This is a genomic window from Mucilaginibacter sp. Bleaf8 (assembly GCF_018390515.1).
Classification (GTDB): domain Bacteria; phylum Bacteroidota; class Bacteroidia; order Sphingobacteriales; family Sphingobacteriaceae; genus Mucilaginibacter.
The window spans coordinates 342,028-367,800 of the sequence record NZ_JAHBBK010000003.1 but is presented as its reverse complement, the minus strand read 5'-3'; the positions used below and the strand labels follow the sequence as shown (position 1 = coordinate 367,800).

The window sequence follows — 25,773 nt, the reverse complement described above, 5'->3', positions numbered from 1 at the left end:
TGTTTAACCTCAATAAGCAACTGTATTACACCGCCCCTATCAAGGGGTCGGTAAAACCATGCTTACCGGTTTCAACCCGGCCTGCGTACCTCCTGGAAAACTCAGGGTGCCCATCTATGGTAATACCGAAATCATACCAGCAATGGCTTTGTTTTAAGCTGAGTGCTTGCCTTACTTTACTGCCTGCGCTGATAACCAGTTTATGGTTATTTTGGTGATAGGCGTTATCCGTAATTATCACATGATACGCCTTGGCTCCTTTTGTATTATTGATACTGATTTCCAGATCGCCGGTTGCTTTATACAAAATGTCAATCGGCAAATCAGGGTCATGCTGGTTGCCGGCAAAGCTTCTGAAAAAGCCATTTGGGCCATACACGTCTAACTTATAAATACCGTTTTCAAAAGCACTTACCGGCCAACTGTAATTGAGCTCATCCCCACCTTTTACGGCAAAGGCCCATGTTCGCATCAGCTCAGGTTGCTTGCCTGCCTCCTGATAGGCTACCGGCGCATACACCTGGAACGGTGAACCGGTTGCAGAGCCGGCCTTCATACTTATTATAAAACTATCTTTAGCCGCATTTAAGCCACCGTTTACATGCAGCTCATAAGGCAAGGCACAGGAATGCCGCATGCCCTTTTCCTGCCGCGGGAGTAGGTTTAAGGAAGCCGGTTGTTTGCTTGCCATTGCAATTTCATCCGCACTAAGAGCCTTAAAGTTACCCGGTGGCTGTTTAAACTTTGCTTTATGAATATCCTGTATGGTTTGGTTGCGATTCAGTGAAGCGGGGTAAATGATTTTCTCGCCCTGGTAAGGCCTGAATATGGATGTAAGATCGCCGCATACCGTACGCCGCCAATTGCTGATGTTAGTTTCCTTTATTGCTTTTCCGGCTTTTTTATTTAAAAACGTTTCCAGGAACTGCAGGCATGAGGTATGGTCAAAAACCTGTGAGTTTACCCAGCCACCGCGTGTCCAGGGCGATGCTACCACCATGGGCACCCGATAGCCTAGCCCGATAGGACTTTCCCGGCGGCGGTTTGCATCCATGCCACGCTTTTCTTCCTGTTCATGGGTTATATGTTCAACGGCCGTATCTATTCCGCCTGATACCTTACCTGTTTCAGGTTTGGCCGTATGCGGCGGCACAAAAGGTGCTGCATGGTCAAAATAACCATCGTTTTCATCATAGGTAAGTATAAAGATCGTCTTTTTCCAAACCTCGGGGTTATGGGTCAGTATATCCAGCACTTCAGATACATACCAGGCGCCGTACCATGGCGATGTAGGGTGATCTGAAAAGTTAGACGGCGCCGTAAGCCATGATACGGCTGGCAAGTTGCCGCTTTTTACATCCTGCCTAAACTGATGCAGAATATCGCCTTTGGGCACCTGCACCTCCCGTTTAACGCCATTATCCTCATACACCAAAGTTTCCAGCTCGTGATAATGCGGATCATTCACATTAGTTACAAAGGCCTTTTGGTGTATATTCTTTTCAAAGGTACTCAGCTTATCAAAACGCTCCTGGTTCCATTCTTTACGCTCCTGCTTTACTTTATCCAGCTGCGCTGCTTTCTCTTTGATTTTAATATCCAGATTGGCCGATGCCGGCAGCTTTTGTAAACCGGCAAGCTCCTGTTGCAATTTCTCCTCGGCCTGAGCCAGATATTGTAAATGTGCCTTGTGCAGCCTTACGTTGTACTGTTTATAAAATTCCAGGTTATTATCGGTAAAGTTACCCAGCCAATCGTCCTGGTCGCTATCAAAGCCAACATCTATACTTAATTCGTTCTGGTAAATTTTCCAGGATACACCGGCCTGTTCCAACCTCTCGGGAAAGGTTGTCCAGGTAAGGTCTTTAAAATTGATTTCATCATTAAACACCAGGGCGGGCGACTGCTCATTCTGCTGCTCCCGGATGGTGCCGGTCCAGAAATAGGACCGGTTGGCACTGGTACCCGTTAATGATGAGCAGAAATACTGATCGCAAACCGTAAAGGCATCGGCCAGGGCATAATAAAAGGGTATATCCTCACGCTTATAGTATCCCAATGTAAGGGGCATATGTGCATAATCGGGGTTGCCCGACTTTTTGCTTTCCAGCCAGGCATCCATCTTGCCGTTGTTGCGGGCATCTACCTGGTTTTCCCACGAGTGCGGTAAAGACTGCATCCAGGTAGCATTGGAGTTTTTAATATCCAGATGGAACGGCGCGTATGTTTCATCGGCTTTATTGGTTTGCAGCCAAACCGGGTTTTTGTTGGGCTGATGAATAGCCCGAGGGTCATCAACCCCCCGCACGCCTTGTAAACTGCCATAGCAGTGATCGAACGAGCGGTTCTCCTGCATCAAAAACACCACATGCTCTGCATCAAGATAGGTAGAACCCTTTTCGGCATCAATAGCCAATGCTTTTAATATAGACTCGGGAATGAGAGAAGCAAGCCCGGCAGATCCGGTTAGCAAGGTTGCTTTCTTGATAAAGTCGCGGCGAGTGTCAGTAGTCATGAGGCAAATAAAGTATTATGCGCTTTTGTAAAGCTTAAATCTATATTAAGTTTATAAAAAAAGCACAATCAATGCGTTTAAAATTAAAATTGCTTTTTAAACGCATCATTTAATATTTACCTTAAGCACCTGATAATCTATGCTAAGTACTGCAAAAGCAGTAACCAATTAACTAACCTTAAACCACTCTATAATGAAAAACAGTTTCACCTACTTAGCAGGTATAATATTGCTGCTTACCTTTGGTATTACCGGCCAAACAGTAGCCCAAATTCCTGCCAACATTGATAGTATTTCACCTCCTGATGTGATAAGGAAAGCCAAAGCTGCATTGGAGGCTAACTTTGATAACCTGAAAGAACACCGCAACTTTATGTTTGCAATGGGCTATAAAAACCCACGTTTGGCTACACAATACAAAGCCTGGATGGAAAAATATCCTAAGAAAGCAGGTATCCCATTGGGTATCGGTACCGTGTACTTTAATGCCGAAATGCCCGAAGCCAAAGCATATTTGTTAAAAGCCGCAGCTATTGAACCCCAGAACGCCGAAATATGGTTTATGCTTTCGGGTGATGCCGGAATGAGAGGCCAGGATGACCTGTCAACCGAATACATGAAGAAAGCGAGCCTTACTGATACTTCAAATGTTAATTATGCTGTCTCGTATTTAATGTCCCTTCGTGATAGCGCCCCTGATTACAAGCAGAAGGTATTTGACTTTGTAAAGCAGTTTCCGGCGAGTGAACGAGGCGCCCAGGCTTTGTATTTGCTGGCCCGAAGTGATACAAGTCTGCATAATAAGATTACCTATTTTGAAGAGTTGCGTAAGTTGTATCCGCCGCAAAAGTTCAATTGGTCATCATCCGGCATGGCAGAATTAGCTGATGCGTATATGAAAACCAACCCTCAAAAGGCTTTAACCCTGATTAATGAAATGGGTGATAACAAAGATTTGAAAATGAGGAAACCAGTGGCCGAAGCTTTGATACGGATCAATGAATTACAGCAAAATCAAAACTATAAGGAGGCCCTTACGGAGCTAAATCAAATAAAGGATTCAAAACTGGATCACATCGATGATTTCATTACCTTAAAAAAAGCTGCTTTGCTGGAAGCGGCCGGCGATGCCAAGGCCGCTTATGACACGCTTGCTATAAAGTTTGCCAAACTACCTACTGATGAACTTTATACTGCACTTACCTTATATGGCAAGAAGATAGGCAAAGAAGAAGTACAGATAACTAAAGATGTTAAAACAATAAGAGATGCTGCCGCTGTGCCTGCGTATCCATTTTATTTAGGCATGTACACCGGCAAAGGCAACTTAAGCCTGAAAAGCCTAAAGGGTAAAGTAGTGTTACTCACATTCTGGTTTCCGGGCTGTGCGCCTTGTAAAGAAGAGTTTCCGCATTTTGAAGCGGTGCTTAACCGGTTTAAAAACAAAGGTGTAACCTACGTAGGCATCAATGTATATCCAACGCAAGACGCTTACGTAATTCCCTTTATAAAAAATAATAAATACTCTTTTATACCCTTGCGTGGCAGCGCTGCATTTGCCAGGGATGGCTATGGCGTATATAGCGAACCGCAAAACTTTCTGATAGATCAGGACGGAAAAATAGTTTTCAAAGGCTTTCGTATTGACAATAGCAACCACCGCACGCTGGAACTGATGATTTCTGCATTATTGAAAAAGGACAGTTAAGGATAGTTTCTCTCAAGAAACGTTTATTGAATTTTTCTGGACAGAAAATTCCTTTAGGAATAGGAAGGCCTTTAAACTAAGGTTTGCGACGCTAGTATTCTAAAAGTCTATGCTTACTCACTTAATTAGGGCAATAAACACTCTATCAAAAACAATCCCATTAAAAGCCTTGAAAGATTACCTTCAAAGCTTTTGGTGGAATTGTTGGACGGGGCGTAAAATTGTTCCGAAAGACTGCTCTTAAACTACATTTACAAATTTTTCAAGTCAGTGCGCTTCAATCTAATTAACTATAGTTGACTTACTCAGATATACAAAACAACATTCAAAATGAAGCTATAAATGATTTGAATGTTAATTTAGGTTTCTATTATTTTTTTCATATTGATAATCAATCTGCTTTGACTTTCTCGGTGCCACTGTAAGCCGTTAATGCGGGTTTATACATACATTGCAATGTTGCTGGCCCGCTGGTAAATTCACCATCATGTGCCACTATCAGCTCATAGGTAATTTCTGAAATGCCTCTTGGTATAGCCTCTGCAAAAATGTCTGAACCGGTATCTCTTATGGATTGATAATAGCCAAAACTATCAATGTAACGATACCCACTCTTGGTTTCTTTTGGCTCAAAGGCCGCGGCTCTCGGATCATTTATATGAACAAACATCAGCCTTGAAGCTGTTTCAATGAATAACTTAACCTGTACTCTATCTCCTGCCTTCAATATGGTGTTAGATGTAAACGGTACCCAGCCTTTATCTGTATGGTATGCATAGAATTGCTTACTTATTTTAATCGCTTTGTTGAGGGTATCCTGTTTTTTAGGTTCGGCAAAGTAATACCAGGTTAGTGCTCCGTTTACATTAGTGTCGGTGGTATGTAAGGTAAGGCTTTGCGGTAACTCTTTTACCGGCGTAAAAGCCATGGGCTGCCCGCTCAGTAAACCATCCGAAACAGATAGCCGCTGCCCTGCAAGTTGGACCGAAAAGGCTTTCGCTTTACCTAAAGTTTCGCCGTTCTCTTTTTGCAGCATATCAATGGCTGCTGCAGTGGCTTTGGTAGTTTGCCAATGCTCCTCGATTTTGGTGGTAAGCAACCACTTCAAAATACCGGGTTGTACTTGTTTATAAGAGCCACTTAGTTCAAAGGCTTCAGCAAGTAAAGCCATTGTTTCTTCGGCGGATATGTTCATATCTTCAGCATCCGCAATATCTTTCCACCGCAAACCGTTCAGCTCATCTTGTATAGCCTCTTGCCTGATGTTGTCCAGTTGCCGGCGCGCTTTCTGGTTTAACACACTCCTTGTGCCAGTGTACTTTAGAGCATTAATGATAAGCAGAGCTTGTTGTCCTAAATCACTACCGTTAATTTTTTGCAATCGGGTACTGAGCACCTGGTTTACTTTTTGTAGCTGCTGATCTGTTAAAGGATAATCTCTAACCCAATAAGACATCGCATAAAGCGGAAACAAGCTGCCATGAGAATCCTGCACATAGGTGCTCAATAAATCTTGATTATACTTGAATAAGCGCTCAATGAATGCTTTGTGCTGGGTAATTCGTCGATTGGCCGGGTTCCACCCAAGTTGTTTTAACTGACCAAAGCCGGCAAGAATGTAAGCCGAAATATATGCGCTGCTTTTTCCACCTTCAAACCAAGCCAAGCCACCATCTGGTTGTTGCAGGGCATACAATTTGTCCAGGTGTTTATCAATATCGATTTTAGCGGCAGGGGTATCCAGCAAATGGAAAAGCTGTTTTTGCTGGTGTGCAGTATGTGTGCTCATGCCCAGCCAAGGCATAGTTTCGTCGGCTAATTCATCCGGTAGCTGGTTTACATCAGGTTGTTCTTTTTCCTTAAAGGCAGCTGCTTTTCGGAAAGCGCTTTGGGCAGCTGTATCTTTTTGCATTAGTTTTAGTGCAGTAACCTGGGCCCTTATTTTATTAAATATCTGTTCGGCACAGTTATAAGAATAGTTGGCCAGCCATGGCAAAGCATAAATCAGCGAAGCTTGGGGCTTTTGAGCAATCGAGATACTTACGCCATGCAGGGTAGCATCGGCAGGCAACTTAACGGGCGATATGGTTACAGTTGGCTGATTAACAAAACGCACCGGCTGACTTTGTCTGATGAAGATGCGTTTTGATAGTACCGGCAAAATATGTTCTTCCGCATCAGCGGTGCTGCCGCTTACTGCTGTAATTACAATTTTAAGTGGATTGCTTTGTTGTGCAGGCACCTGTAATACAAACGAAACTGCTCCGGAGCTTTTTCTGTTCAAGCTAAAAGGCTGCAAAGAATTACTTGTTATGATTGACGTGATATCTTCTCCGGTTACTACATCTTCTATTTTACAAGTTACTCTTCCTTGAATAGCCATCGTATCCAGGTTACTTATACGGCTTTGCAACTTTATCCGGTCGCCTTGATATAATAACCGAGGCATATGCGGCTGCACCATCAGGTTCAGCTGTGTTTGCAGCTTTTTCTCCAGGTAGGCAAATTGTGCTTTGCGGGTATGGGCCAGCATTTTCCAGTTCCATTCGGTAGCCGTCTCGGGCATGGTAAAACTGAGAGTATAGAAGCCATCTTTATCTGCATGTACCTGAGGATAGAAAAAGGCCGTTTCATTGAAGTTTTTCCGGACTTTAATCACCGGCTCCTCGGTACCGGGCAATACAATGGGGCCTTTTGTGCTGATGATCAGCACGCCCTGAGCAGCCCTCGAGCCATATAAGGCCGATGCATCCGCTCCTTTGAGAACTATAGCCTGTGAAATTGCTGCAGCGTTAAGGCTATTTAAGTCACCATTAAACACTTCACCATCCAGAATAATTAAAGGTTGTTTATAGTCTTGAATTGTACTTGCTCCACGTAGTGTTACTACACTTGCGGTTGCTAAACTTCGCCGTTGAGTAGTTCCATAACCTAATACAACTACATCATTTAACCCGCTGGCACTTGTTATACTCAGGCCGGCCACTTGTCCTCTTAGCTCCGAGTAAAATATTTCAGTAGGAGCCACTCCAATTTCACGTAGGTTTACCCGTTCTCCTGTTTCGGTATAGTTGCCTGCTTTTCTTGTAAAAGTAAGTTCGTCGTTCCACTGGGTGTTTAAATAATGGTTTGCATTTGTTGTATTGGGCAAGTTCCATCGATGCTCCTCCAGTTTGTCTAAGGATGCATCATATAAAGTGGACATTAATTCGGCAGCCACATTATCATTCTTGGTTTTTATGGATATCTTAAAAGTTTCTTGCGCACCGGGGACCATTACTTTACGATATTTTTCTACAATGATATCGGGAGCTAAACTGTTGACGCTGTTGATATAAACTCTCTTTTTGTGCTTGTAGATATCGTTATTGCTTACGGTAATGCGGTTAAGAACCAGTTGGCCGGTTGCATCTTTAGGTATACGATACTTCCATAGCCTAATGCCGGGCGTTTCAGTTACGGTCTGATAAATATTTTTGATCGCCTTTTTGCGCTTACCATCCACATAAAGTATCTGGTAAATAGTATAATTCTGCTTTCCTCCCGAGCTATACCATGTCAGTACATCACCCTGCTTTGCTGTGTTAAAGGGTAAGTAATCAATATCGTCAACAGGTGTATCGCCAGTCTTACTATCAAATACATTAAAATCGTAGCTGGATTGCCCTATAGTTCTGTGATTATTGTTCTGCGTTGTTGCCACCAACTGGTAGAAGCCGGTTGTTATATTCTGGTTACGTAGCAAAAGCTTTTCGTAAACAGCTGTGTTGATTATGGTATCTAAAATGAGCACTTTTTCCTCTTTTACTATTGGCGAGGTAGCTTTATCCGGAAACCAGGTGTTCCACTCAGCTTCGTTATAATACCACTGATCAACTCCCCTGGTTGGATGTTTATTGGGGGCAGAATTATTGGCTTTATATAATTTTATATTCACTTTGCGTCCTACTTCACCTTCAAAATCAGCCAGAGTTTTAACATTTAAAATAGGGATTGCCTGCCGGTCATAAGTCTTATTTAATGGAATGTTAATTTTTACAGGCCGGGAGGAGATATTTACCGACTCATTAATTTCAGTGCTTTCGCCTGTGGCATCAACAGCTGTGGCATTAATGCCATAATTATAGTTCCATACTTCAGTATCTGTTAGTGTGGTTTTAGCTAAAACAGTATCGTTTACAGAAATGGACAATTCTCCTTTTTCATCCGTATAGCCAGTTTGGCGCATTAACTGTGTATTGCTGTAATTGCTGCCGTAATTGCCCAACCCGGTTTTTGCAGATGGGATGCTTCCGCTTCTATTAAGGCTATAAGTGATAGGAATATTGCTGAGATTAGCCCCGCTAAATGAGCGAAGCTTTAATTTAATGGTAAAAGGCTCACCAGGGAGCAGCATTTTCTTTTGCTTTTCCATGTTAAGTTCAATGGTGGGCCTTTTATATTCTTCTACACGAAATCCACCTTCGTTCTGATAATCAGTATCAGGGCTTCCATCTATACGCCAGTTTCCGGTAGCAGCGGTTTTAGGTATGATAAAAGAACCTGCAAAGCTGCCGAACTCATTTATCTTTAAAACTGCCGAATCAATCTTTTTATTAAACGGATCGTAAAGTATGATTGTGTTATTGGCATGCGTCAGTTGTTCCTTTAGCCAGTTCTTTAAAACCGTGCTTCCTACGTTCTCGCTGTTAAACAGAATTCGGTTACCGGTATTCGGATCATTGGTCAAGAAAATAATTTTGTAATGTACAGTTTGCCCGGGCCGGTAAATGCTACGATCGGTAAAGATTTCCATTTTGAGCTTGTCGTCATAAAACTCGCCCAGATCGTCAAAATCATCTTTGTTATATATTTCATCACTTAAATCATTATGCCGCACAGAAAAACTGTATCCCGTAGTATCGCCCTGGTAAGTTATGCTCAGGCTATCTGCACTACCATCACCAACATTTATATATCCGGTTTTATAAACAACATTTTGCATGCCCTTATTTAAAACTGCCTTTTTATTAAAAGCCCTAATGCGTGCTCCACTTAGCGGAAAGCCTGTTTTCCTGTTCAGGATAAATATTTCTTCACCCGTGTTAACGGCTGCAATAGATGTAACTTCGAACGCAAGGTTATGAGGATCATACCCATCCACTTTAATAGGCATGTTATTGAATAAAAGCCGGTAATGGCCACCGGACAAAGGAGGGAGCTTTAGGTATACCGCATGTCTGTTATGATCAGGAGGTAATGGTAAGGCAAAACTACCCTGAGCCACAACTTGCCTGCTTAGTAGCTGCGCTGTTGCATGAACACGCTCGTTACCAGGATACTCATCAGCCGTTATGCGAATAATCCGGTAAAATAGCGAGTCCGTATTTTTGTAAACAGCTCTGATAGGGATAGCCTCTCCTGGTAAGTGCTGGTTTTCCATTTCAATACGAACGCCTGCTGCTTTTATTTGCTGAGCCATTGAACTAAGCACTTTATTGAACAATGGATATTGGTACATAAGATCCTGACGCTGTTTATACAACTGTAAGGCCTTTGCCGGATAAAACTGATATTGCTGGTCAAACTTTGTAGATGACGGGTAATAGTTATAGCGGTCACCAAAGCTGGCATATTTATTACCCTCTTCATTAAAGATAAGGCAAAGCTGATATACAGCATGGGCTTTAACTGCCGGATAGGACGATGCAATGCTTTGTTGCAAATATCTGATATAGGTTTGCCTGGTTACTGAATCGGGAGCGGCAGACAGATAAATGTATTTACGGGTAAGGGATTCGATAAAAGAAAATATCTCAGGCTCGGATTGATGAAACATAAGCCAGCTGCGATAGGCATACAGCACATTGACTTCGTTTTTAGGGTGAAGCGCAAGGCTGTCTAACTTATTTAAAAAAGCGTTCGACGATAGTGATAGCCAGCCTTGACAGCTTTTGCTTTCCGCCTCATTGTAGTATCTTTTTAGCTCCAATAAATTTATTCGTTCAGATAAGACAATGTCTTGAAACGAAGGATGAAACAGGAAAACATCGGGGTTAGAGGATAACCATAGAAGTTGATTACCCTCCAGTTTAATATTAGGATATTTAAGCGCTGTATGCAAGTCTGCAATTACTATACTATCCCGTTGCTTATGATCCATGGCTGCATAATCGGGCTTTAGCGATTTTATACGATAAGCCGCCTCATTAAATCTGCGTGATCGGTTATCAAACCGGCTGATCCGCTTCGCCCGCATCAGGTGCAAAATAGATTTAAGTTCAGGTGAGGTATCTTTCTTTTTTAACAGCGTATCTATAAATGCGCTGTTACGGAAGTATAGGGTATCCTCTGTACGTAGATCGCGTATCCGCATCAAATCATAAAGGCTTCGGGCAAAACTCATATGGTCATGAGATTGAGTAGCCTGCCTTTTTATAGCTTCCAGTTGCTGTTGAATTTGTTGTAATTGGCTTCTTTCTTCAATATTCTTCTCTAAAAGTTGGAAATCAGAGTTGTTAGAAGATTTAGGATTGCCCTGACTAAAGACGGCCATCCAATTAAGTGAAAGGAAGATAACAAGAATATATTGGAACGAACTACTACTCAAATATCTCATGACAAAAGGTTTGGACTTTAAATTTCCTTAATGATGCATCTGCCTGCACAATTCCATAAACTTTCTTATAAAAAGAATTTCAAGGGTGTATTCTGCCTTTATCTTATAGTTATTCTCCTTCCTGCAAGTCGATCTCAGGTTCTGGCATCGTATCATAATTATCCAATGCTTTTTGCAACTGCTCCTTAATCCGTTTGCGAAGTATGGGTGGTCCCAGCACTTTTATTTTAGCGCCGAAGCCTAACAACTCCCTTTCCAACTCAAAATTGAGTATTACCCGCATGCTTAATATTTTACCCTCTGGTTCTTCCTTCAGTATTTGCTGGGTATGGTGCAGCGGCTTGGTAATTACATAGGGTGCATTCTCTTTATCAATCCAGAATACCACCTGGCTGTCTTTTTGATTAGGCGATTTGGTTACCCCAATGCAGTTATTGTAGTAGGTAGCAAGATCAATGGCGGTATTCTCTCGATAGGCATCTGCATGTTCTTCCAGCGTCTGGATACGATCAAGCGCTAGCGTAAGCAAAGGTAAATAACGCGCATGCGATACCCCCAGCACAAACCAGCGGTTACGGTACTCTTTCAACAAATACGGGCTAAAGCAAAACGTACTGGCCTCTCGTGCTTTAAACGACTGGTAGGTAACACACATCGTATTTTTTGTTACGATGGCTTTACGGATGGTTTCGATCCATTCCAGCCCTTTCAGGTTATCATTTTTTTCAAAATCAATTAATGGTGGGCCTTGCGTTTTTTGGGTATAAATCTTGTCTTCCAGCTTGCTCACCATTTCGTTTAGATCGGCAAAGTGGTTAAAGCCTTTAAACTGCTTGAGCAGGTCTGATACCTCGGTAAGCACCTGCATATCCTGATGGTTGAGCGGTATGTTGGTGATGCTGTAGTTTTTATCGCTATAGGTATAATAGCGCTTATCCACCACAATAATAGGCGCTTCATAACCGAGCTTGTTACTGCGCATCATCTCAATATCTGCCTGAACGGTGCGCCGGCTTACGCCTTTATCAATGCCCTGAAACTCATACAAGGCATCCGAACAGGCATCAATCAAATCTTCGAGCGTCCATTTTTTGTAGCGGTTGCGCAGGCAGTTATCAATAGTGCGATAACGAATTAGGGCATTGCGGTTAACAGGCATATAATATTATTGAATTTGGGATAATCGATTACTAACTTATTTGGTCAAAGTTTTTCTATCATAATAAAAAGCGGTATCATCAATTTGTCCATCCACAATCTGAAGTAGTAATTCTTTTGCTTTGTTACGTTCAAAGCTGTAGAAACCGATCATCATTGCATAACCCAATGCAAACATCCCAAAAGGTATTAGCATAGCCGGAGAAAACTGACCACTCATCAAACCGCTTATCAATAAACCCACGCCGCCAAGACCTACACCACCTAACCAAAAGCACATAAATACAGCAACAAAAAGTTGCAACCTCATATTTATATATATTCTGCTTCCATTCAACCAAGGTTCGGTATGCCCCTTGATTACAGGTAAAAACGAGTTGCGACCTTGAATAATACGTATAATTTCAAATCGGGCATTTTCTACTGTACCCGTAAAATATTTATTTCCTGTATCTGCGAACAAAGATTCAAAGCTCCATTCTGGCTTAGGGCTTACATTTAATTGCATTTGTTTCTGCACTTCAGCGGGACTAAGCGAGGTAATTATACATAATCGGTCTTTGGGCAATAATTTCATGTGATGATTGTGATGTTTAGTTTCTATTTCTTGATAAATATGAATAATATTTATCACTGCGCAAAAAGGCTGCGCAGCAGCATTCCTTCTTTGTATCGCCAATCAAAAAAGAAAGTCATGGAAAAAGAAAAAATAAGCAATGCCGAAATCAGCAACTTAGGGGTAACCGACCTGGAGTTACTGATTACTTTCAGCCGGGTGGCCAACGGGCTATTGAAACACAACGTAATGGATAAGCCGCAAATACTGGCCAACCTGGAAGCCCTTATTGACGACCCGATGCCTTATGCCCTTAAAAAAGGCGGTAAGTTTAAAAATCTGGCCGAAAAGGTGATTGAACTGCGTAAAGAAGGCAAGTTTGTAAAACAGCAACGCTCGGTACACGAGCTTAAAAAAGAAATAGCCAACTTTCCGGTTTATGGTATTGAAAACATTGAAACCGGAGCGCTGGCACAAATGAGAACCGCCATACAATTGCCCATAGCTGTTGCCGGTGCCCTGATGCCCGACTCGCATCATGGTTATGGCCTGCCTATAGGCGGCGTACTGGCTACCCGTGCAGATACCATTATCCCTTACGCTGTGGGTGTGGATATTGCCTGCCGTATGTGCCTGAGTATTTTTGACCTGCCTGCCGATACTATTGACAGTAAACAGGATGACCTGAAAAGCTTGCTCATAAACAACACGCATTTTGGTATAGGTAGCGAAACTAAAAGTCACCATGATACCACCTTATTTGACCGGCCCGAGTGGAGCGCTACCAAACAGATACGTGCCTTAAAAGATAAAGCTTACAAGCAATTGGGTACATCAGGTACCGGTAACCATTTTGTGGAATGGGGTGAGCTAACCGTTAGCGAAGGTGCTTTGGCTGGCGTACCGGCAGGTAATTACCTGGCGCTACTATCGCACTCGGGTTCGCGTGGGTTTGGTGGTGGCATTGCGGCCTACTACTCGGAAATGGCCATGAAAAAAACCAAGCTGCCGCAAGAAGCCAAACACTTGGCCTGGTTGGACATGAATGCCGAGGAAGGTCAAGAGTACTGGATAGCCATGAACCTGGCCGGCGATTATGCCAGCGCCAACCACCACGAAATACACAACAAGATAGCCAAAGCCATGAAGCTGGAGCCGCTGCTGCGTATAGAAAACCACCACAACTTTGCCTGGAAAGAACAGCTGGCCGACGGTACCGAGGTAATGGTACACCGTAAAGGCGCCACCCCGGCTGGCGAAGGTGTGCTGGGTATTATTCCGGGGAGTATGAGTACGCCGGGTTTTGTGGTGCGGGGTAAAGGCAATGCCGAATCCATCAACTCCGCCTCGCACGGTGCCGGGCGTTTAATGAGCCGAAGCGCCGCCTTTAAAACCATTAAGCGCGACCTGGTAGTGGCCGAACTGCTGGATAAAAAAATTACCCTGCTGGGCTCCGACCTGGACGAGGCGCCTATGGTGTACAAAAACATCCATACCGTTATGGCGGCACAGCATGATTTGGTGGATGTACTGGCTAAGTTTCAGCCGAGGATTGTACGGATGGCGGATCCGAAGGAAAGGCCGGAGGATTAGAAGTAATGATATAATGCTTTATATCAATTGCGCTTCAGTACTCTTGATTGCAGCCTGAACACTTCTATTATAAATTATTAGGTTTTAGTTCTTTTGGCCAACTCATTTCAAAATAAGTAAGTATCTTATTTTGAAATGAATCCTAAGTTTAATCGCTTAACCAAAATATTTCTACCTTAGCAACACATAACTTATCCTTATCATGAAAAAAGTATTTTATGCACTTGTTATAGCTATAGTATTTGGCTGCATAGCTTTGCTTTGTAATTATCTTTTAATAGCTCGTCCTATTAAAAAGAAATTACAAACTGATCCCAGGGACATGGGCATTGAGTTAAGTGGGCATTACAGATACTATATCATTCCCTCGACGCTGGTACTAAATTTAACAGATGTAGAAGGCAGCCATTCTCAGCTCGATGTTTTTCGCACCGTGTTACAAGCCAGCCAAGAACTTAAAGACAAAAATTTTAAGGATGTGATATTTGCATTTAAAAACGCCAGCAAATTTAAGGTAGACGGCACCTATTTTAAAAAGTTAGGCGAAACTTATGACACGGAAAATCCACTGTATACTGTTAGAACATTTCCGGAGCATGTTTTTAACCTTGATGGCAGCAGTGCTTACGCGCAACTAAATGGCGGCGTTCTGGGGGTACTTACAGGTGAGATGAATCAATTCAAAGACTTTTCTGAAAAATGGTATGGAAACGACCTCAACCATCAATAAAAAAATCGTCGTTATCATATGTAGTTTCAAGTACCAAACGCATAACATATCTGATATTCTAAAATTTGAAATATATGCTTTCTGCAAACTAACCTACATAAGCAATTAATCACTCCGGCCAAAATACAGAACTTCTGTACTCTATACACTCCTCCCCCTTTCCCCTGTGCAACGCAGTAAGCCCAAACTTTTAAGAAGTTTTCCTGCATGGATTCGAACCACGATCTTCTGAACCAAAATCAGACGTGCTACCGTTGCACCACAGGAAATTATTTTGTAGAACGTAAAGGACTTGAACCTTTAACCATCACCGTATAAGGGTGCCGCTCTCACCAATTGAGCTAACGTTCCATGCTGTAAATCAGTAGGGTAACCCGGACTCGAACCGGGAGCCTCCACATCCCAAATGTGGTAATCTGACCAATTGATATACTACCCTGAAAATGCCCCGAAAACAAAAAATCCCCTTAGATTTATCTAAGAGGATTCTGAATATTCTGCTATGTTATTTCAATACATACCCATTCACCTCTGATAAATCAGTTGCGGCAATTGTATCTGTATTGTTGTTGTTTTCATGCTGCAAGTATACACATTACTTTTTATAATCAAGAATTATCTTTAAAAATATTTTTTATTCATTTGCCAGTAGTGGCGTAAACGTTTTTACAACCTGGGGAGCCTGCGCATCCATAAACATTCTAGCCCGGCCAAACAGACTAATCTTCCCTATTCTGTCAAATACATTATGCTCACCATTACTATTAATCAAAACTTCATCTGGACATACACCCTGTTGATGATTATCTTCAATGTAATCCCAATAGTTCTCCGGTTCGTTCTTAAATACAACAGTAAATGCGGGGTAACTGTACTCAATCAAATAATTACCATCATCCATGTTAAGTGGCTTAAAATCGGGGTGCGCATTATATATTTTATGCAACGTAAGCTTTGCTTCTTCCGTAATATCAGTAACCGCTTCAGGAAACATCACTACTGTGCCATATTGAAATACGGCCAGCTGTACCTTGCCGCCTGTGTAATATTTGGCAGCCTCCATAATTTGTTCATGATTAACTGGTGTATTAGGCTGCCATTGTGGTATTGGCGGAAATACTTTATTGTCTTTTTGCAGCTTGCCTTTAAATAGGCTCTTAAGAAATCTCATGAAACTAATCATAATCATACCTGATAAATATCTTAAAAATATTTTCAAATAATTTTCACTACGCAAATACACTGCGCACTGGCCTCCAATCTTTGTATCAACAAATCACAGAAAGGAGGCTTGCGATGAAATTCAACCTGTTAAGCAAAGCAAAAAACATACTGGCAAACCATGAGAGTGCCAGGGCCTATGCCCTATCGCCCGAGATGGAGCTGTATACCACGGTAGTAACCTGGTCGCTCAATGATTCTTTTTACGAAAAGGACGAGAACCGGTTAAACCGCCTGCGCAGCCTGGTAGCCAAATGCAACCCGGTATTTGTGGGTAAGCTGGCGGTGTATGCCCGTACCAAAATGTATATGCGTTCGGTACCGCTGGTGCTGGTAACCGAGTTGGCCAAAATTCATTCGGGCGATGATCTGATTGCCCGTGTAACCGATAAAGTGATTAACCGTGCCGACGAGATTACCGAACTACTGGCCTGCTACCAGCAGCTTAACCAGCGCACCGGCCCTAAAAAGCTGAACCGCCTGAGCAAGCAGCTGCAAAAAGGTTTATCCGCCGCCTTTAATAAGTTCGACGAGTATCAGTTTGCCAAATACAACCGGCCAACCGAAATCAAGCTGCGCGATGCGTTGTTTCTGGTTCACCCGAAAGCAAAAGATGAATTGCAGCAACTGCTGTTTAACAAAATATCCGAAGGCTCGCTGCAACCCCCTTATACCTGGGAAACCGAACTATCGGCCTTAGGTCAGTTGAATTTTGATAGCGGCGAAGCCAAAGCCGAAGCTTTTAAAGCCAAGTGGCAAGAACTGATTGACAGCGGTAAACTGGGCTATATGGCTATGCTGCGTAACCTGCGCAACATTTTGGAAGCAGGCGTATCCTATCAGCATATCCAAAAAGTGTGTTCAGTATTGTCATCGCCCCAGCAGGTAGCTAAAGCCAAACAGTTTCCGTTCCGCTACCTGTCGGCTTACCGTGAGCTGCTGAATATAGAAGCGAAGCCACAAGGCCGTAGCTTTGCCGAAAAAGTGACCCGGTTACTGGCAAACGGTAATATGGGTTATACCGGTGAAGTATTGGAAGCTATTGAAAAGGCTGTACAAGCCAGTGCCGCCAATATTAAAGGCTTTGACCATAACATGCGGATTTTACTGGCGTGCGATGTGTCGGGTTCCATGCAGCAACCGGTTTCGGCTAAGTCAAAAGTGTTGTTGTATGATGTTGGCTTGATGCTGGCCATGCTGTTGCAGTCGCGCTGTAAAAATGTGCAGGTAGGTATGTTTGGCGACAAATGGAAAACCATTACTGTGCCGCGTAAAAATATACTGGGTAATGTACAGGAGTTTTACAAGCGCGAAGGCGAAGTAGGTTACGCCACAAACGGACATCTGGTAATTAAAGACCTGCTTAATAATCGTGTACAAATGGATAAAGTAATGCTGTTTACCGACTGCCAGTTGTGGAACAATACAGGCAGTAATGAACACATCCAAACGCTATGGGTGCAGTACAAGCAAAAAGTAGCGCCTGCGGCCAAACTATACCTGTTTGACTTGCAAGGTTACGGACAAGCGCCATTGCAAACTATGGCAAATGACGTATACCTAGTAGCTGGCTGGAGCGACAAGATATTTGAAGCGCTGGATGCTTTAGATAGAGGCGGCTCGGCTTTAACAGAAATACAAAAGATAGAATTATAAAACAGTATGGGCCACTAGCATTTGGCCCATACTTTAAAAGAAATTAAAAACATAAGGATGCCGTAGAAACGGGTTACTTCGCTACCATTGGAAGGGGGAAGGGCAGTGTGGCGCAAGCCGTGCTGTGGGTTCGAGTCCCAAAAGCGGTTCCCCCGGCCTGAATCGCCTGTTGCTCCTTATTACAAGAAGGTGCCGTAAATAAAGTGTTACTTCGAGCTTCTAACTCCCAGGTCGCCGGTTCGAATCCGGCCTTGAGCGCCATTAATGATTTATACGCTTGAGTAGCTCAGTTGGTAGAGCAGGAAACAGTCACTTATTGCCTTTTGCCCTTCTTTTTAAAAATTTTAACCTGCCTTGCCGCACAAAGAAGGTGGCGTAAATGAGCATTACTTCGTTGAACCTGTAGCTGGGGCCTTGTGTTTACGGGCAGGTAAAGTAGCTCATTGCTTATACCCTTTCTTTAAAATCAAGGTAAAGCATTAAGGTGCCGCAGATATACGCTACTTCGTGTCGCCGGTTCGAGTCCGGCCATTGCATATGTGCAGTGTAGCTCAGTTTGGTAGAGCAGAAAGCTTATTTAGCCATACGTATATTGATTGTTGCCCTTAACCAAATTAGAAGATGCCGTAGGTAAGCGTTACTTCGCCTGTCAAGCCAATATCAGTCCACTTACCGACTGTTGCTCTTCTTTCAAATGAAGGTGCCGTAAATGGGTGCTCCTTCGGTTAGAACATCCGCCCCCGGCGGAAGGTCGTTGGTTCGAGTCCAGCCGGTGAAATAATTTCATCAGTAGTTCAGTTAAATGCACCTGTTGCTTATTGCCCTTTATAATTTAGTGAACTATAGAACAGAAGCTGCTCAAGTTAAAGCAGCTTCTGTTGTATAAAAGTACTTTAAGCCTGCGAATCAGGCATCCAGCCCAGGGCTTAGCCTCTCCCGACAGCGATTTTGATGCTTGATTTATCTATGCCAAGCGCACGCAGGATTTATATGCGGATAACTAATATATACAATAACCGTTAACGAAGTGCTGTACATTAAGCTGACTTTGTAATTCATTACATGGGTATAGAGCTGGTACAAGCCCTATTGTTGCTTTGCTTTCAACTCCTTGAGAGAACTATGAAATGAAGCAAACATGTCATTTGGACGGTCCGACCTAGGTTTAAAATACGCAAATAGCAATTACTTAAAAATCAACCAGGATACTACCTGTATTTAACTTAGCGGCACATTTTTCACTCAAAAAACAGCACCACCAACAGTCAAATAGCTAAAACTTGTTAATTAATCACCCGCTTCATTAACTTTAGTGTAATATTTTTCTTAAAAAATTGTAAATTATAGTTTTTTATTACAAAATTACGACGTTGAATTTTAGAAAGTCCGAAAATATAATAACCTAACTAATAAATTATCACCTTATGACTAAAATTATACTCAAAACAATTGCTTAAATCAACTTCAAGTAACAATTGCAATCTAAAATTTAATACTCTTTAACAAATTAAACACTTTTAGATTTTCAGGCTATAATGTTCCCAATAACATCTTAGTCCCTATAGGCTGCAATTAACTTTTTTCCTAGCTAACTCCCGTTAATGGCATAACTATGCCTGCACTCGCGTATTCATATTTAAAAACATAGAACAAAACACGTATGATGGAAAATTTCTACAAAAGGAAAATCAGAGTAAATGTAGGGCAGGTTGCTGTACTAATCGGTGCTGTATTTTGGAATACTTATGGTAAAGCCGAGGTACAACGCAATGTAAGGTACACAGCTAATACACCAGCACATGCTCTTAGTCACAATTTTGCACCCAGACAGGTGCCGAATAAAGACATCATTATTAAGGGAACGGTAAAGGAAAAGTCGACCGGAAATACACTGCCGGGAGTTACCGTACTGGTAAAGGGTACTCAAACAGCTGTTGCAACAGGTAATCTTGGTGAATATCAGATCATCGTTAAAGATGAAAATGCAATACTGGTATTCAAATTTATGGGATTTAAAACTGTAGAAGTACCTATTAAAGGTAAAACCCGCATTGATGTATCGTTAGAGGATGACGCCAGTCAGCTGAAAGAAGTAAACGTCGTATCGACCGGTTATCAGCAGTTAGACAGAAAGTTGTTTACCGGTTCAGCTGCACAGCTCAAGGCTTCAGATGTGCAACGTAATGGTGTGCCAGATGTCAGTCGTATGCTGGAAGGCCAGGTAGCCGGTGTATCTGTACAAAACGTGTCCGGTACATTTGGTGCTGCACCTAAAATTCGTATCCGGGGTGCAACCTCTATTTCTGGTGATAACAAACCGCTGTGGGTGGTTGATGGTATTATTTTAGAAGACGTTGTAAATATCTCGAACGAAGCGTTATCAACCGGTGATGCCAATACGTTGATCGGTTCATCTGTAGCCGGTTTAAACCCTGATGATATTGAAAGCTTCACCATATTAAAGGATGCTGCCGCTACTGCTCAGTACGGTGCCAGGGCCATGAATGGTGTAATTATTGTTAATACCAAGAAAGGTAAACAAACCGAAGGTGCTGCACGCATCAGCTATACCGGTAACTTTACCACTTACTTGAAGCCATCGTATTCCCAGTTTGACATTTTAAACTCGGCCGATCAAATGTCGGTTTTGCTGGAGTTGGAAAACAAAGGTTATTTCCAGCTTCCCGGCTCGCTGCGTGGTTCAGAAGGAGGCGTTTTCAGTAAACTGTACAACCAGATTAATACTTATAACGAAACTAAAGGCACCTATGGTGTGCGAAACGATGCCACAAGCCGCCTTAATTTTTTACAGCGCTATGCCAACGCTAATACCGATTGGTTTAATGTACTGTTCAAAAATTCATTGCTACAGGAACATTCTTTAAGTATAAATTCAGGAACGGAAAAATTTCAAACCTATGCTTCGACATCCTTTCTACATGATAACGGCCAGACTTTGGGCAACAGTGTTAACCGTTTTACAGGCAACTTCAGAGCCAACTTCAAACTTAGCAATAAGATCAGCGGTGAGTTAATAACACAAGGTTCAGTTCGTGATCAAAGAGCTCCTGGTACTTTAAACAGGAATTCAGATCCGGTATATGGAACTTATTCCAGGGATTTTGACATCAACCCCTACTCGTATGCGCTGAACACCAGCAGAGCAATAACACCATATGATCAGAATGGAAATCTGGAATACTTCAACAGAAATTATGCTCCGTTTAATATCATCAATGAACTTCAAAATAACTATCTAAAACTGGGCCAGATAGATTTTAAGGTTCAAGGTGGTTTGAGATACAAGGTATTGCCTTTTTTAACTTATTCTGTTGATGGAGCATACCGCTTTGCCAGAACCGAGCGTCAGCATTATATTTTAGAAAAATCTAATCAAACCCTGGCTTATCGGGCATCTGCAGATCCGACCGTTTTGGGATCATCCAAATATTTGTATACAGACCCTAACGATCCAACAAAATATCCGGTAAGTGTATTGCCCGAAGGTGGTTTCTATCTTGTAAATATGGATAACCTGACAAATTATTATTTCAGGCAGAATCTGGAATTTGACAAGATAATTCATACAGACCACCACCTGAATGCATTTACTACAATGGAGGTTCGTTATGTTAACCGCCAAACCGAAAACTTTGATGGCGTAGGATATCAGTATACTAATGGTGGTATCGTTAACCCGGCTTATCAATATTTTAAATGGGGACAGGAGTCGGGCTATCCATATTTTAGCATGCAGCCCGGCCGTGATCGCTTTGCTGCATTCGCCGGCCGAGTAGCTTATTCCTATAAAGACAAATACAGCATTAACGCTACATCCCGTTTGGATGGATCAAACCTAATGGGACAAAGCAGAACGGCCAGGTGGCTACCTACATGGAACGTTTCAGGAGCATGGAATGTAGATCAGGAATCCTTTTGGCCAAAAAACAGCATTGTTTCTTCAGCCAGATTTAGAGGCACCTATGGCTTGGTAGCTAATTTAGGTAATGCCAAAAACTCGGCTGCTACCTTTTATAACATGGTTGCCAGAAGGCCCTATGATAATGAAAAAGAAACGGTTACCTACATTTCAAGTTTGATGAACTCTGAGTTAACCTGGGAGAAGTTAAAAGAGCTCAACTTGGGTGCCGACATATCTTTCCTTAATGACCGGATCAACATGACCGTTGATGTTTACAAGCGTAATATCTATGACCTTATTGGTGATATCAGAACATCAGGTATAGGCGGCCAGTACACCAAAACGGCTAATTATGGTACAATGAGTGGTAAAGGTATAGAGTTTACCTTGGGCGGAACAGCCATTACCAATTCAACGTTCAAGTGGCGCCCTTCATTTAACTTCGCACTAAACAGATCTAAGATTATTGAATTACAGAATACGCCAAACATTTTCAACCTCGTTAGCGCCGATGGCGGTGCGCTGCAAGGCTATCCGCAAAGAGGCTTATTTTCGGTTAAGTTTGATGGATTAGATCATAACTACGGTTACCCGTACTATATTGACGCTGATGGCAACCGCAGTACTTACGTAAATTTGCAAGATACTAAGGTAGGTAACTTAAAGTACGAAGGTCCGGTTGACCCAACGTTTACCGGTGGTTTTTACAACCAGTTTACTTATAAAAGCTTTACACTATCGGCATTATTTACATTTGCTGCAGGCAACAAGGTCCGTATGGGTAACGTCTACTCGTCAACTTATCCGGACTATTATGCCATGTCCAAAGATCTGCTGAACCGCTGGCAAAAGCCGGGCGATGAGACTCGCACCACAGTACCTGCATTGCTCGATCAATTTTCCCAATCACAGGTGGTTAGGGATGCAAACGGTTCTGTAATTGGTTCAGTATATCCATACAACCTGTACAACTTTTCAGATCAACGGGTAGCTAACGGCGATTTCATCCGCTTCAAACAAGTATCATTAGGATATGCACTGCCGAAAGCATGGATTAACAGAATAGGTTTACAGGCCGCTTCACTAACCTTTGTTGGTAATAACATTGCCTTGCTTTATTCTGACAAACGTTTAAATGGACAAGATCCGGAGTTTTTTGGTAGCGGCGGCGTTGCTCTACCCATACCTAAACAATATACCGTGTCTTTGAAGGTTGGATTCTAATTTTTATTATAATCATGAAAATCAATAAAAAATATTATTTATCAGCTTTAGTTAGTCTGATATCTGTTACCTCATGTAACAAGTATCTAGATGAAACTCCTGATAACAGAACTGAAATTAATAGCGTTGAAAAAGTAGCCCAGTTAGTGGCTACCGCATATCCAACCGCCGATTATTTATACTTTACGGAATCGGCATCTGATAATGCAGAAGATAAAGGGAACGGTGTTGGTGGTTTGAGTGATGTACTAACCCGGCCATATTTTTGGCAGGATGTAATAGGCACCAATACCGGCACTCCTGCCAGTTACTGGAATGGCTGTTATGAAGCTATTGCAGCTGCAAACCAAGCCTTGGCATCTATAGAACAGTATCGTATTGGCGCTGAAGTTAATCCTTACAAAGGTGAGGCGCTTATATGCCGTGCATATGCACATTTTATGCTGGTAACGTTTTTTTCGAAAGCATACCAGATTGGCGGTGCAAACAGCTCACCCGGTGTACCCTATGTAACAGAGCCCGAAACCGAGGTAATTAAGCATTACGAGCGAGGTACCGTGGCGTCAACTTATGAAAAGATAGAGAAAGATCTGCAGGATGGACTGAAATTAATAAACGCATCAGCATACCAGGTTCCTAAATACCACTTTACGCCTGCCGCTGCCAATGCTTTTGCTGCCCGCTTTTATTTGTTTAAAGGGGAATGGCAAAAAGTTGTAGACTTTGCATCCGGCACCGTTTCGGGTGGTGATTTTACCGGCAACATACGCCCTATAAATACGACATTAAATGCATTAGGGGCCGAAGAATTCAAGGCGGCATTTACCCGCTCAGACCAAAAAAGCAACCTGCTATTGGCTAATCAGTATTCTAGTTACCAAAGGGAGGCAAACACGCCACGTTATGGTTATGGCCAAAAGTTGGTAACCATGTTTAGTAAAGACTATAACTATACAAAAAGCAAAGATATGGCAAACAAAATCTTGTTTTATGGCGTGCCAAATTATACTACTTATAAATACAACGAGTACTTTTTCAGAACCAGCCCTAATGCATCAACAGGCTTTCCTTATATCATGTCTATACTGTTCAGTACAGACGAGGCATTGCTAAATAGAGCGGAAGCCTATACCGAGTTGGGCCAATATGATAATGCAATGCGCGACATGGCTACTATGTACAGCAATCTGTTGCCTAATTACAACCCGCAGAATGATGCACCAACCCTTCAGAAAATCAAAGATTATTATCAGATCAATGATGATAAACAGGTGTTGATTCAGTTTATACTGGATACCAAAAAAGCACAGTTTTTACAAGAGGGTATGAGATGGATGGATATCCTGCGTCATCGCATCACTGTTCGTCATAACGTGTATAATGAAAAAGGTGCAGAATCTTTCATCGAATTAACACCAGACGATAACCGCAGGTTATTCCAGATTCCGCAGGAAACAAAACTTTCAGGCATAGAATTAAATCCAAGGTAATCTTAAAATAAGATTTCAACCATCATGAGAAAAAATAAACACAAAATATTGATTGCGCTTATTGCAGCAATTACCATGATTTCTTGCCGGAAGGAAGAAAAAGTAAATGCAAATCTCAAGGATTATGCAATTGATGATCCGGTAGCCAATACGCCCCTCGATGCGTGGCTGAGAACCACCTTTTTAGATGAATATAACATCGAGACTATTTATCGATACAATCGCTTTTACCACGGTGATGACAGGGATGTAGCCTCCGTAAAAATTGAGAATGTACAGCCCCAAATGCAATCTGTACTTGCCGGCTTTATATTGCCTTACCGTAAAATTGCCGGCGAAACCTTTATTAAAAAAATGGTGCCTAAACAATTTGTATTGTTCGGCTCGGGCTCATACGAAGGTAATGGCAGCTATGTTGTGGGTACCGCATCTGGCGGTATACGGGTTACGTTGTATGATGTAAATAACTTTGATGTAAATAACCCTAATTCGCACGTAGATAAAATTTCGGTTATACATCACGAGTTTACGCATATTCTGAACCAAATTGTGCCTATGCCTGAGGATTTCAAGAACATAACCAAATCAAGCTACAACGCTACCTGGACAGATTTGGATGATGAAACTGCCAGAGATAATGGTTACGTAACGCCGTATGCTTCCTCAGCTCCGGGTGAAGACTTTGCTGAAATGGTTAAGGTATTGTTGGTAAACGGCCAGGCTTGGTTTGATGCTTGGGCTAACGCATCTACTGCAACAGGCAAGGCAGCCCTGAAAGCCAAAGAAGCCAGCGTAGTACAGTATTTTAACGTGAATCTTCGCATTGATTTCAGAACACTTCAAAAAGAGGTACAAAACGTTATCAGAAATACATACCAATGGCAAAACGCCAGCTTCCGTTATTGGCTTGCAAAAAACGCACCGTTTAAAACTATGACCATGAACCTGGAAGACAAAACCTATACGGATTACAAAATTTCACCAGACTTTGCGGCTGCTTACAACCAGCTTAAAGGATCATTAGCGAGCACTTATGGATGGCATCTTGATTACGTCCAACTGCGTTTTGCAAGCACTACTAAATTAACGGTAAGAGTGGCTTTCACTCAGGGAACTACGCAGTTTTTTGGCGATTTCTCTTTTAGCTATGCTGTAAATAGTACAACCGGTGAAGTAACATTCACTAAAGTAGCAAACGACACAGGAACTAACTTTGGTTATGGCGATATTTTTAAAGATGCATTTACGCCCAGCATACAAGCTTACTTAACAGGTAAAACATTTATTGCAGACTGGCTGCCGGCAAACATTAGCCCTGATAAGTTCAACAGCTACGCCGGCTTTTACCAAAGCGGTACACCAGCTAACTATTTTTATGGACAATTAGGCCAAACATTATAAA

12 protein-coding genes and 3 tRNA genes are annotated in these 25,773 nt (G+C 42.3%); 7 read left to right on the top strand and 8 right to left on the bottom strand.

The window, feature by feature from the left end:
• Window positions 1-25: 25 nt before the first annotated feature.
• The gene (locus KHS38_RS15140; protein ID WP_213489385.1) at window positions 26-2,515 is read right to left on the bottom strand and encodes a phosphocholine-specific phospholipase C; all 2,490 of its coding nucleotides are present in this window, start codon (window positions 2,513-2,515) and stop codon (window positions 26-28) included.
• A 193-nt stretch (window positions 2,516-2,708) separates the two neighbouring features.
• Between KHS38_RS15140 and KHS38_RS15135 the strand changes: the two genes are divergently transcribed.
• A complete protein-coding gene (locus KHS38_RS15135) occupies window positions 2,709-4,223 on the top strand; it encodes a TlpA disulfide reductase family protein (protein WP_213489384.1) in 1,515 nt (504 codons plus the stop codon).
• Window positions 4,224-4,614: 391 nt separating this feature from the next.
• Here the strand turns inward: KHS38_RS15135 and KHS38_RS15130 are convergent, their stop codons facing one another.
• From KHS38_RS15130 to KHS38_RS15120, 3 genes are all read right to left on the bottom strand, one after another.
• Window positions 4,615-10,821 (bottom strand): alpha-2-macroglobulin family protein, encoded by a 6,207-nt coding sequence (locus KHS38_RS15130; RefSeq protein ID WP_213489383.1) that lies wholly within the window; start codon window positions 10,819-10,821, stop codon window positions 4,615-4,617.
• Between the two features lie 109 nt (window positions 10,822-10,930).
• Complete coding sequence (locus KHS38_RS15125; RefSeq protein ID WP_213489382.1) at window positions 10,931-11,980, bottom strand: helix-turn-helix transcriptional regulator; 1,050 nt, start codon at window positions 11,978-11,980, stop codon at window positions 10,931-10,933.
• Between the two features lie 36 nt (window positions 11,981-12,016).
• Window positions 12,017-12,556 (bottom strand): hypothetical protein, encoded by a 540-nt coding sequence (locus tag KHS38_RS15120; protein ID WP_213489381.1) that lies wholly within the window; start codon window positions 12,554-12,556, stop codon window positions 12,017-12,019.
• A 117-nt stretch (window positions 12,557-12,673) separates the two neighbouring features.
• Here KHS38_RS15120 and KHS38_RS15115 point away from each other — a divergent pair, with 117 nt between their 5' ends.
• Together KHS38_RS15115 and KHS38_RS15110 are read left to right on the top strand one after the other, a co-directional pair.
• Window positions 12,674-14,128 carry an RtcB family protein gene (locus tag KHS38_RS15115; RefSeq protein WP_213489380.1) on the top strand — a complete coding sequence of 485 codons (1,455 nt, stop codon included), beginning with the start codon at window positions 12,674-12,676 and terminating at the stop codon, window positions 14,126-14,128.
• Window positions 14,129-14,330: 202 nt separating this feature from the next.
• Window positions 14,331-14,858 (top strand): hypothetical protein, encoded by a 528-nt coding sequence (locus KHS38_RS15110; RefSeq protein ID WP_213489379.1) that lies wholly within the window; start codon window positions 14,331-14,333, stop codon window positions 14,856-14,858.
• 198 nt (window positions 14,859-15,056) lie between these two features.
• Here KHS38_RS15110 and KHS38_RS15105 read toward each other — a convergent pair.
• The 4 genes from KHS38_RS15105 to KHS38_RS15090 form a co-directional block, all read right to left on the bottom strand.
• Window positions 15,057-15,127 (bottom strand) — tRNA-Gln (locus KHS38_RS15105).
• Between the two features lie 8 nt (window positions 15,128-15,135).
• Window positions 15,136-15,209 (bottom strand) — tRNA-Ile (locus KHS38_RS15100).
• A 14-nt stretch (window positions 15,210-15,223) separates the two neighbouring features.
• A tRNA-Pro gene (locus KHS38_RS15095) sits at window positions 15,224-15,297 on the bottom strand.
• 195 nt (window positions 15,298-15,492) lie between these two features.
• A complete protein-coding gene (locus KHS38_RS15090; RefSeq protein ID WP_213489378.1) occupies window positions 15,493-16,029 on the bottom strand; it encodes a hypothetical protein in 537 nt (178 codons plus the stop codon).
• Window positions 16,030-16,154: 125 nt separating this feature from the next.
• Between KHS38_RS15090 and KHS38_RS15085 the strand changes: the two genes are divergently transcribed.
• The 4 genes from KHS38_RS15085 to KHS38_RS15070 all read left to right on the top strand — a co-directional run bounded on the left by KHS38_RS15085 (window position 16,155) and on the right by KHS38_RS15070 (window position 25,772).
• Window positions 16,155-17,735: a TROVE domain-containing protein gene (locus KHS38_RS15085; RefSeq protein ID WP_213489377.1), complete on the top strand. Its 1,581-nt coding sequence runs from the start codon at window positions 16,155-16,157 to the stop codon at window positions 17,733-17,735.
• A gap of 1,660 nt (window positions 17,736-19,395) precedes the next feature.
• Complete coding sequence (locus KHS38_RS15080; RefSeq protein ID WP_249665422.1) at window positions 19,396-22,881, top strand: SusC/RagA family TonB-linked outer membrane protein; 3,486 nt, start codon at window positions 19,396-19,398, stop codon at window positions 22,879-22,881.
• A 14-nt stretch (window positions 22,882-22,895) separates the two neighbouring features.
• Window positions 22,896-24,371 carry a RagB/SusD family nutrient uptake outer membrane protein gene (locus KHS38_RS15075; protein WP_213489376.1) on the top strand — a complete coding sequence of 492 codons (1,476 nt, stop codon included), beginning with the start codon at window positions 22,896-22,898 and terminating at the stop codon, window positions 24,369-24,371.
• 24 nt (window positions 24,372-24,395) lie between these two features.
• Window positions 24,396-25,772 carry a substrate import-associated zinc metallohydrolase lipoprotein gene (locus tag KHS38_RS15070; protein WP_213489375.1) on the top strand — a complete coding sequence of 459 codons (1,377 nt, stop codon included), beginning with the start codon at window positions 24,396-24,398 and terminating at the stop codon, window positions 25,770-25,772.
• The last annotated feature ends 1 nt before the right edge of the window (window position 25,773 follow it).

Coding starts and splice junctions, on each gene's coding strand:
- KHS38_RS15080 (WP_249665422.1), top strand. CDS start 19,396: ATGATGGAAAATTTCTACAAAAGGAAAATCAGAGTAAATGTAGGGCAG.
- KHS38_RS15125 (WP_213489382.1), bottom strand. CDS start 11,980: ATGCCTGTTAACCGCAATGCCCTAATTCGTTATCGCACTATTGATAAC.
- KHS38_RS15075 (WP_213489376.1), top strand. CDS start 22,896: ATGAAAATCAATAAAAAATATTATTTATCAGCTTTAGTTAGTCTGATA.
- KHS38_RS15110 (WP_213489379.1), top strand. CDS start 14,331: ATGAAAAAAGTATTTTATGCACTTGTTATAGCTATAGTATTTGGCTGC.
- KHS38_RS15070 (WP_213489375.1), top strand. CDS start 24,396: ATGAGAAAAAATAAACACAAAATATTGATTGCGCTTATTGCAGCAATT.
- KHS38_RS15135 (WP_213489384.1), top strand. CDS start 2,709: ATGAAAAACAGTTTCACCTACTTAGCAGGTATAATATTGCTGCTTACC.
- KHS38_RS15085 (WP_213489377.1), top strand. CDS start 16,155: ATGAAATTCAACCTGTTAAGCAAAGCAAAAAACATACTGGCAAACCAT.
- KHS38_RS15130 (WP_213489383.1), bottom strand. CDS start 10,821: ATGAGATATTTGAGTAGTAGTTCGTTCCAATATATTCTTGTTATCTTC.
- KHS38_RS15115 (WP_213489380.1), top strand. CDS start 12,674: ATGGAAAAAGAAAAAATAAGCAATGCCGAAATCAGCAACTTAGGGGTA.
- KHS38_RS15090 (WP_213489378.1), bottom strand. CDS start 16,029: ATGAGATTTCTTAAGAGCCTATTTAAAGGCAAGCTGCAAAAAGACAAT.
- KHS38_RS15120 (WP_213489381.1), bottom strand. CDS start 12,556: ATGAAATTATTGCCCAAAGACCGATTATGTATAATTACCTCGCTTAGT.
- KHS38_RS15140 (WP_213489385.1), bottom strand. CDS start 2,515: ATGACTACTGACACTCGCCGCGACTTTATCAAGAAAGCAACCTTGCTA.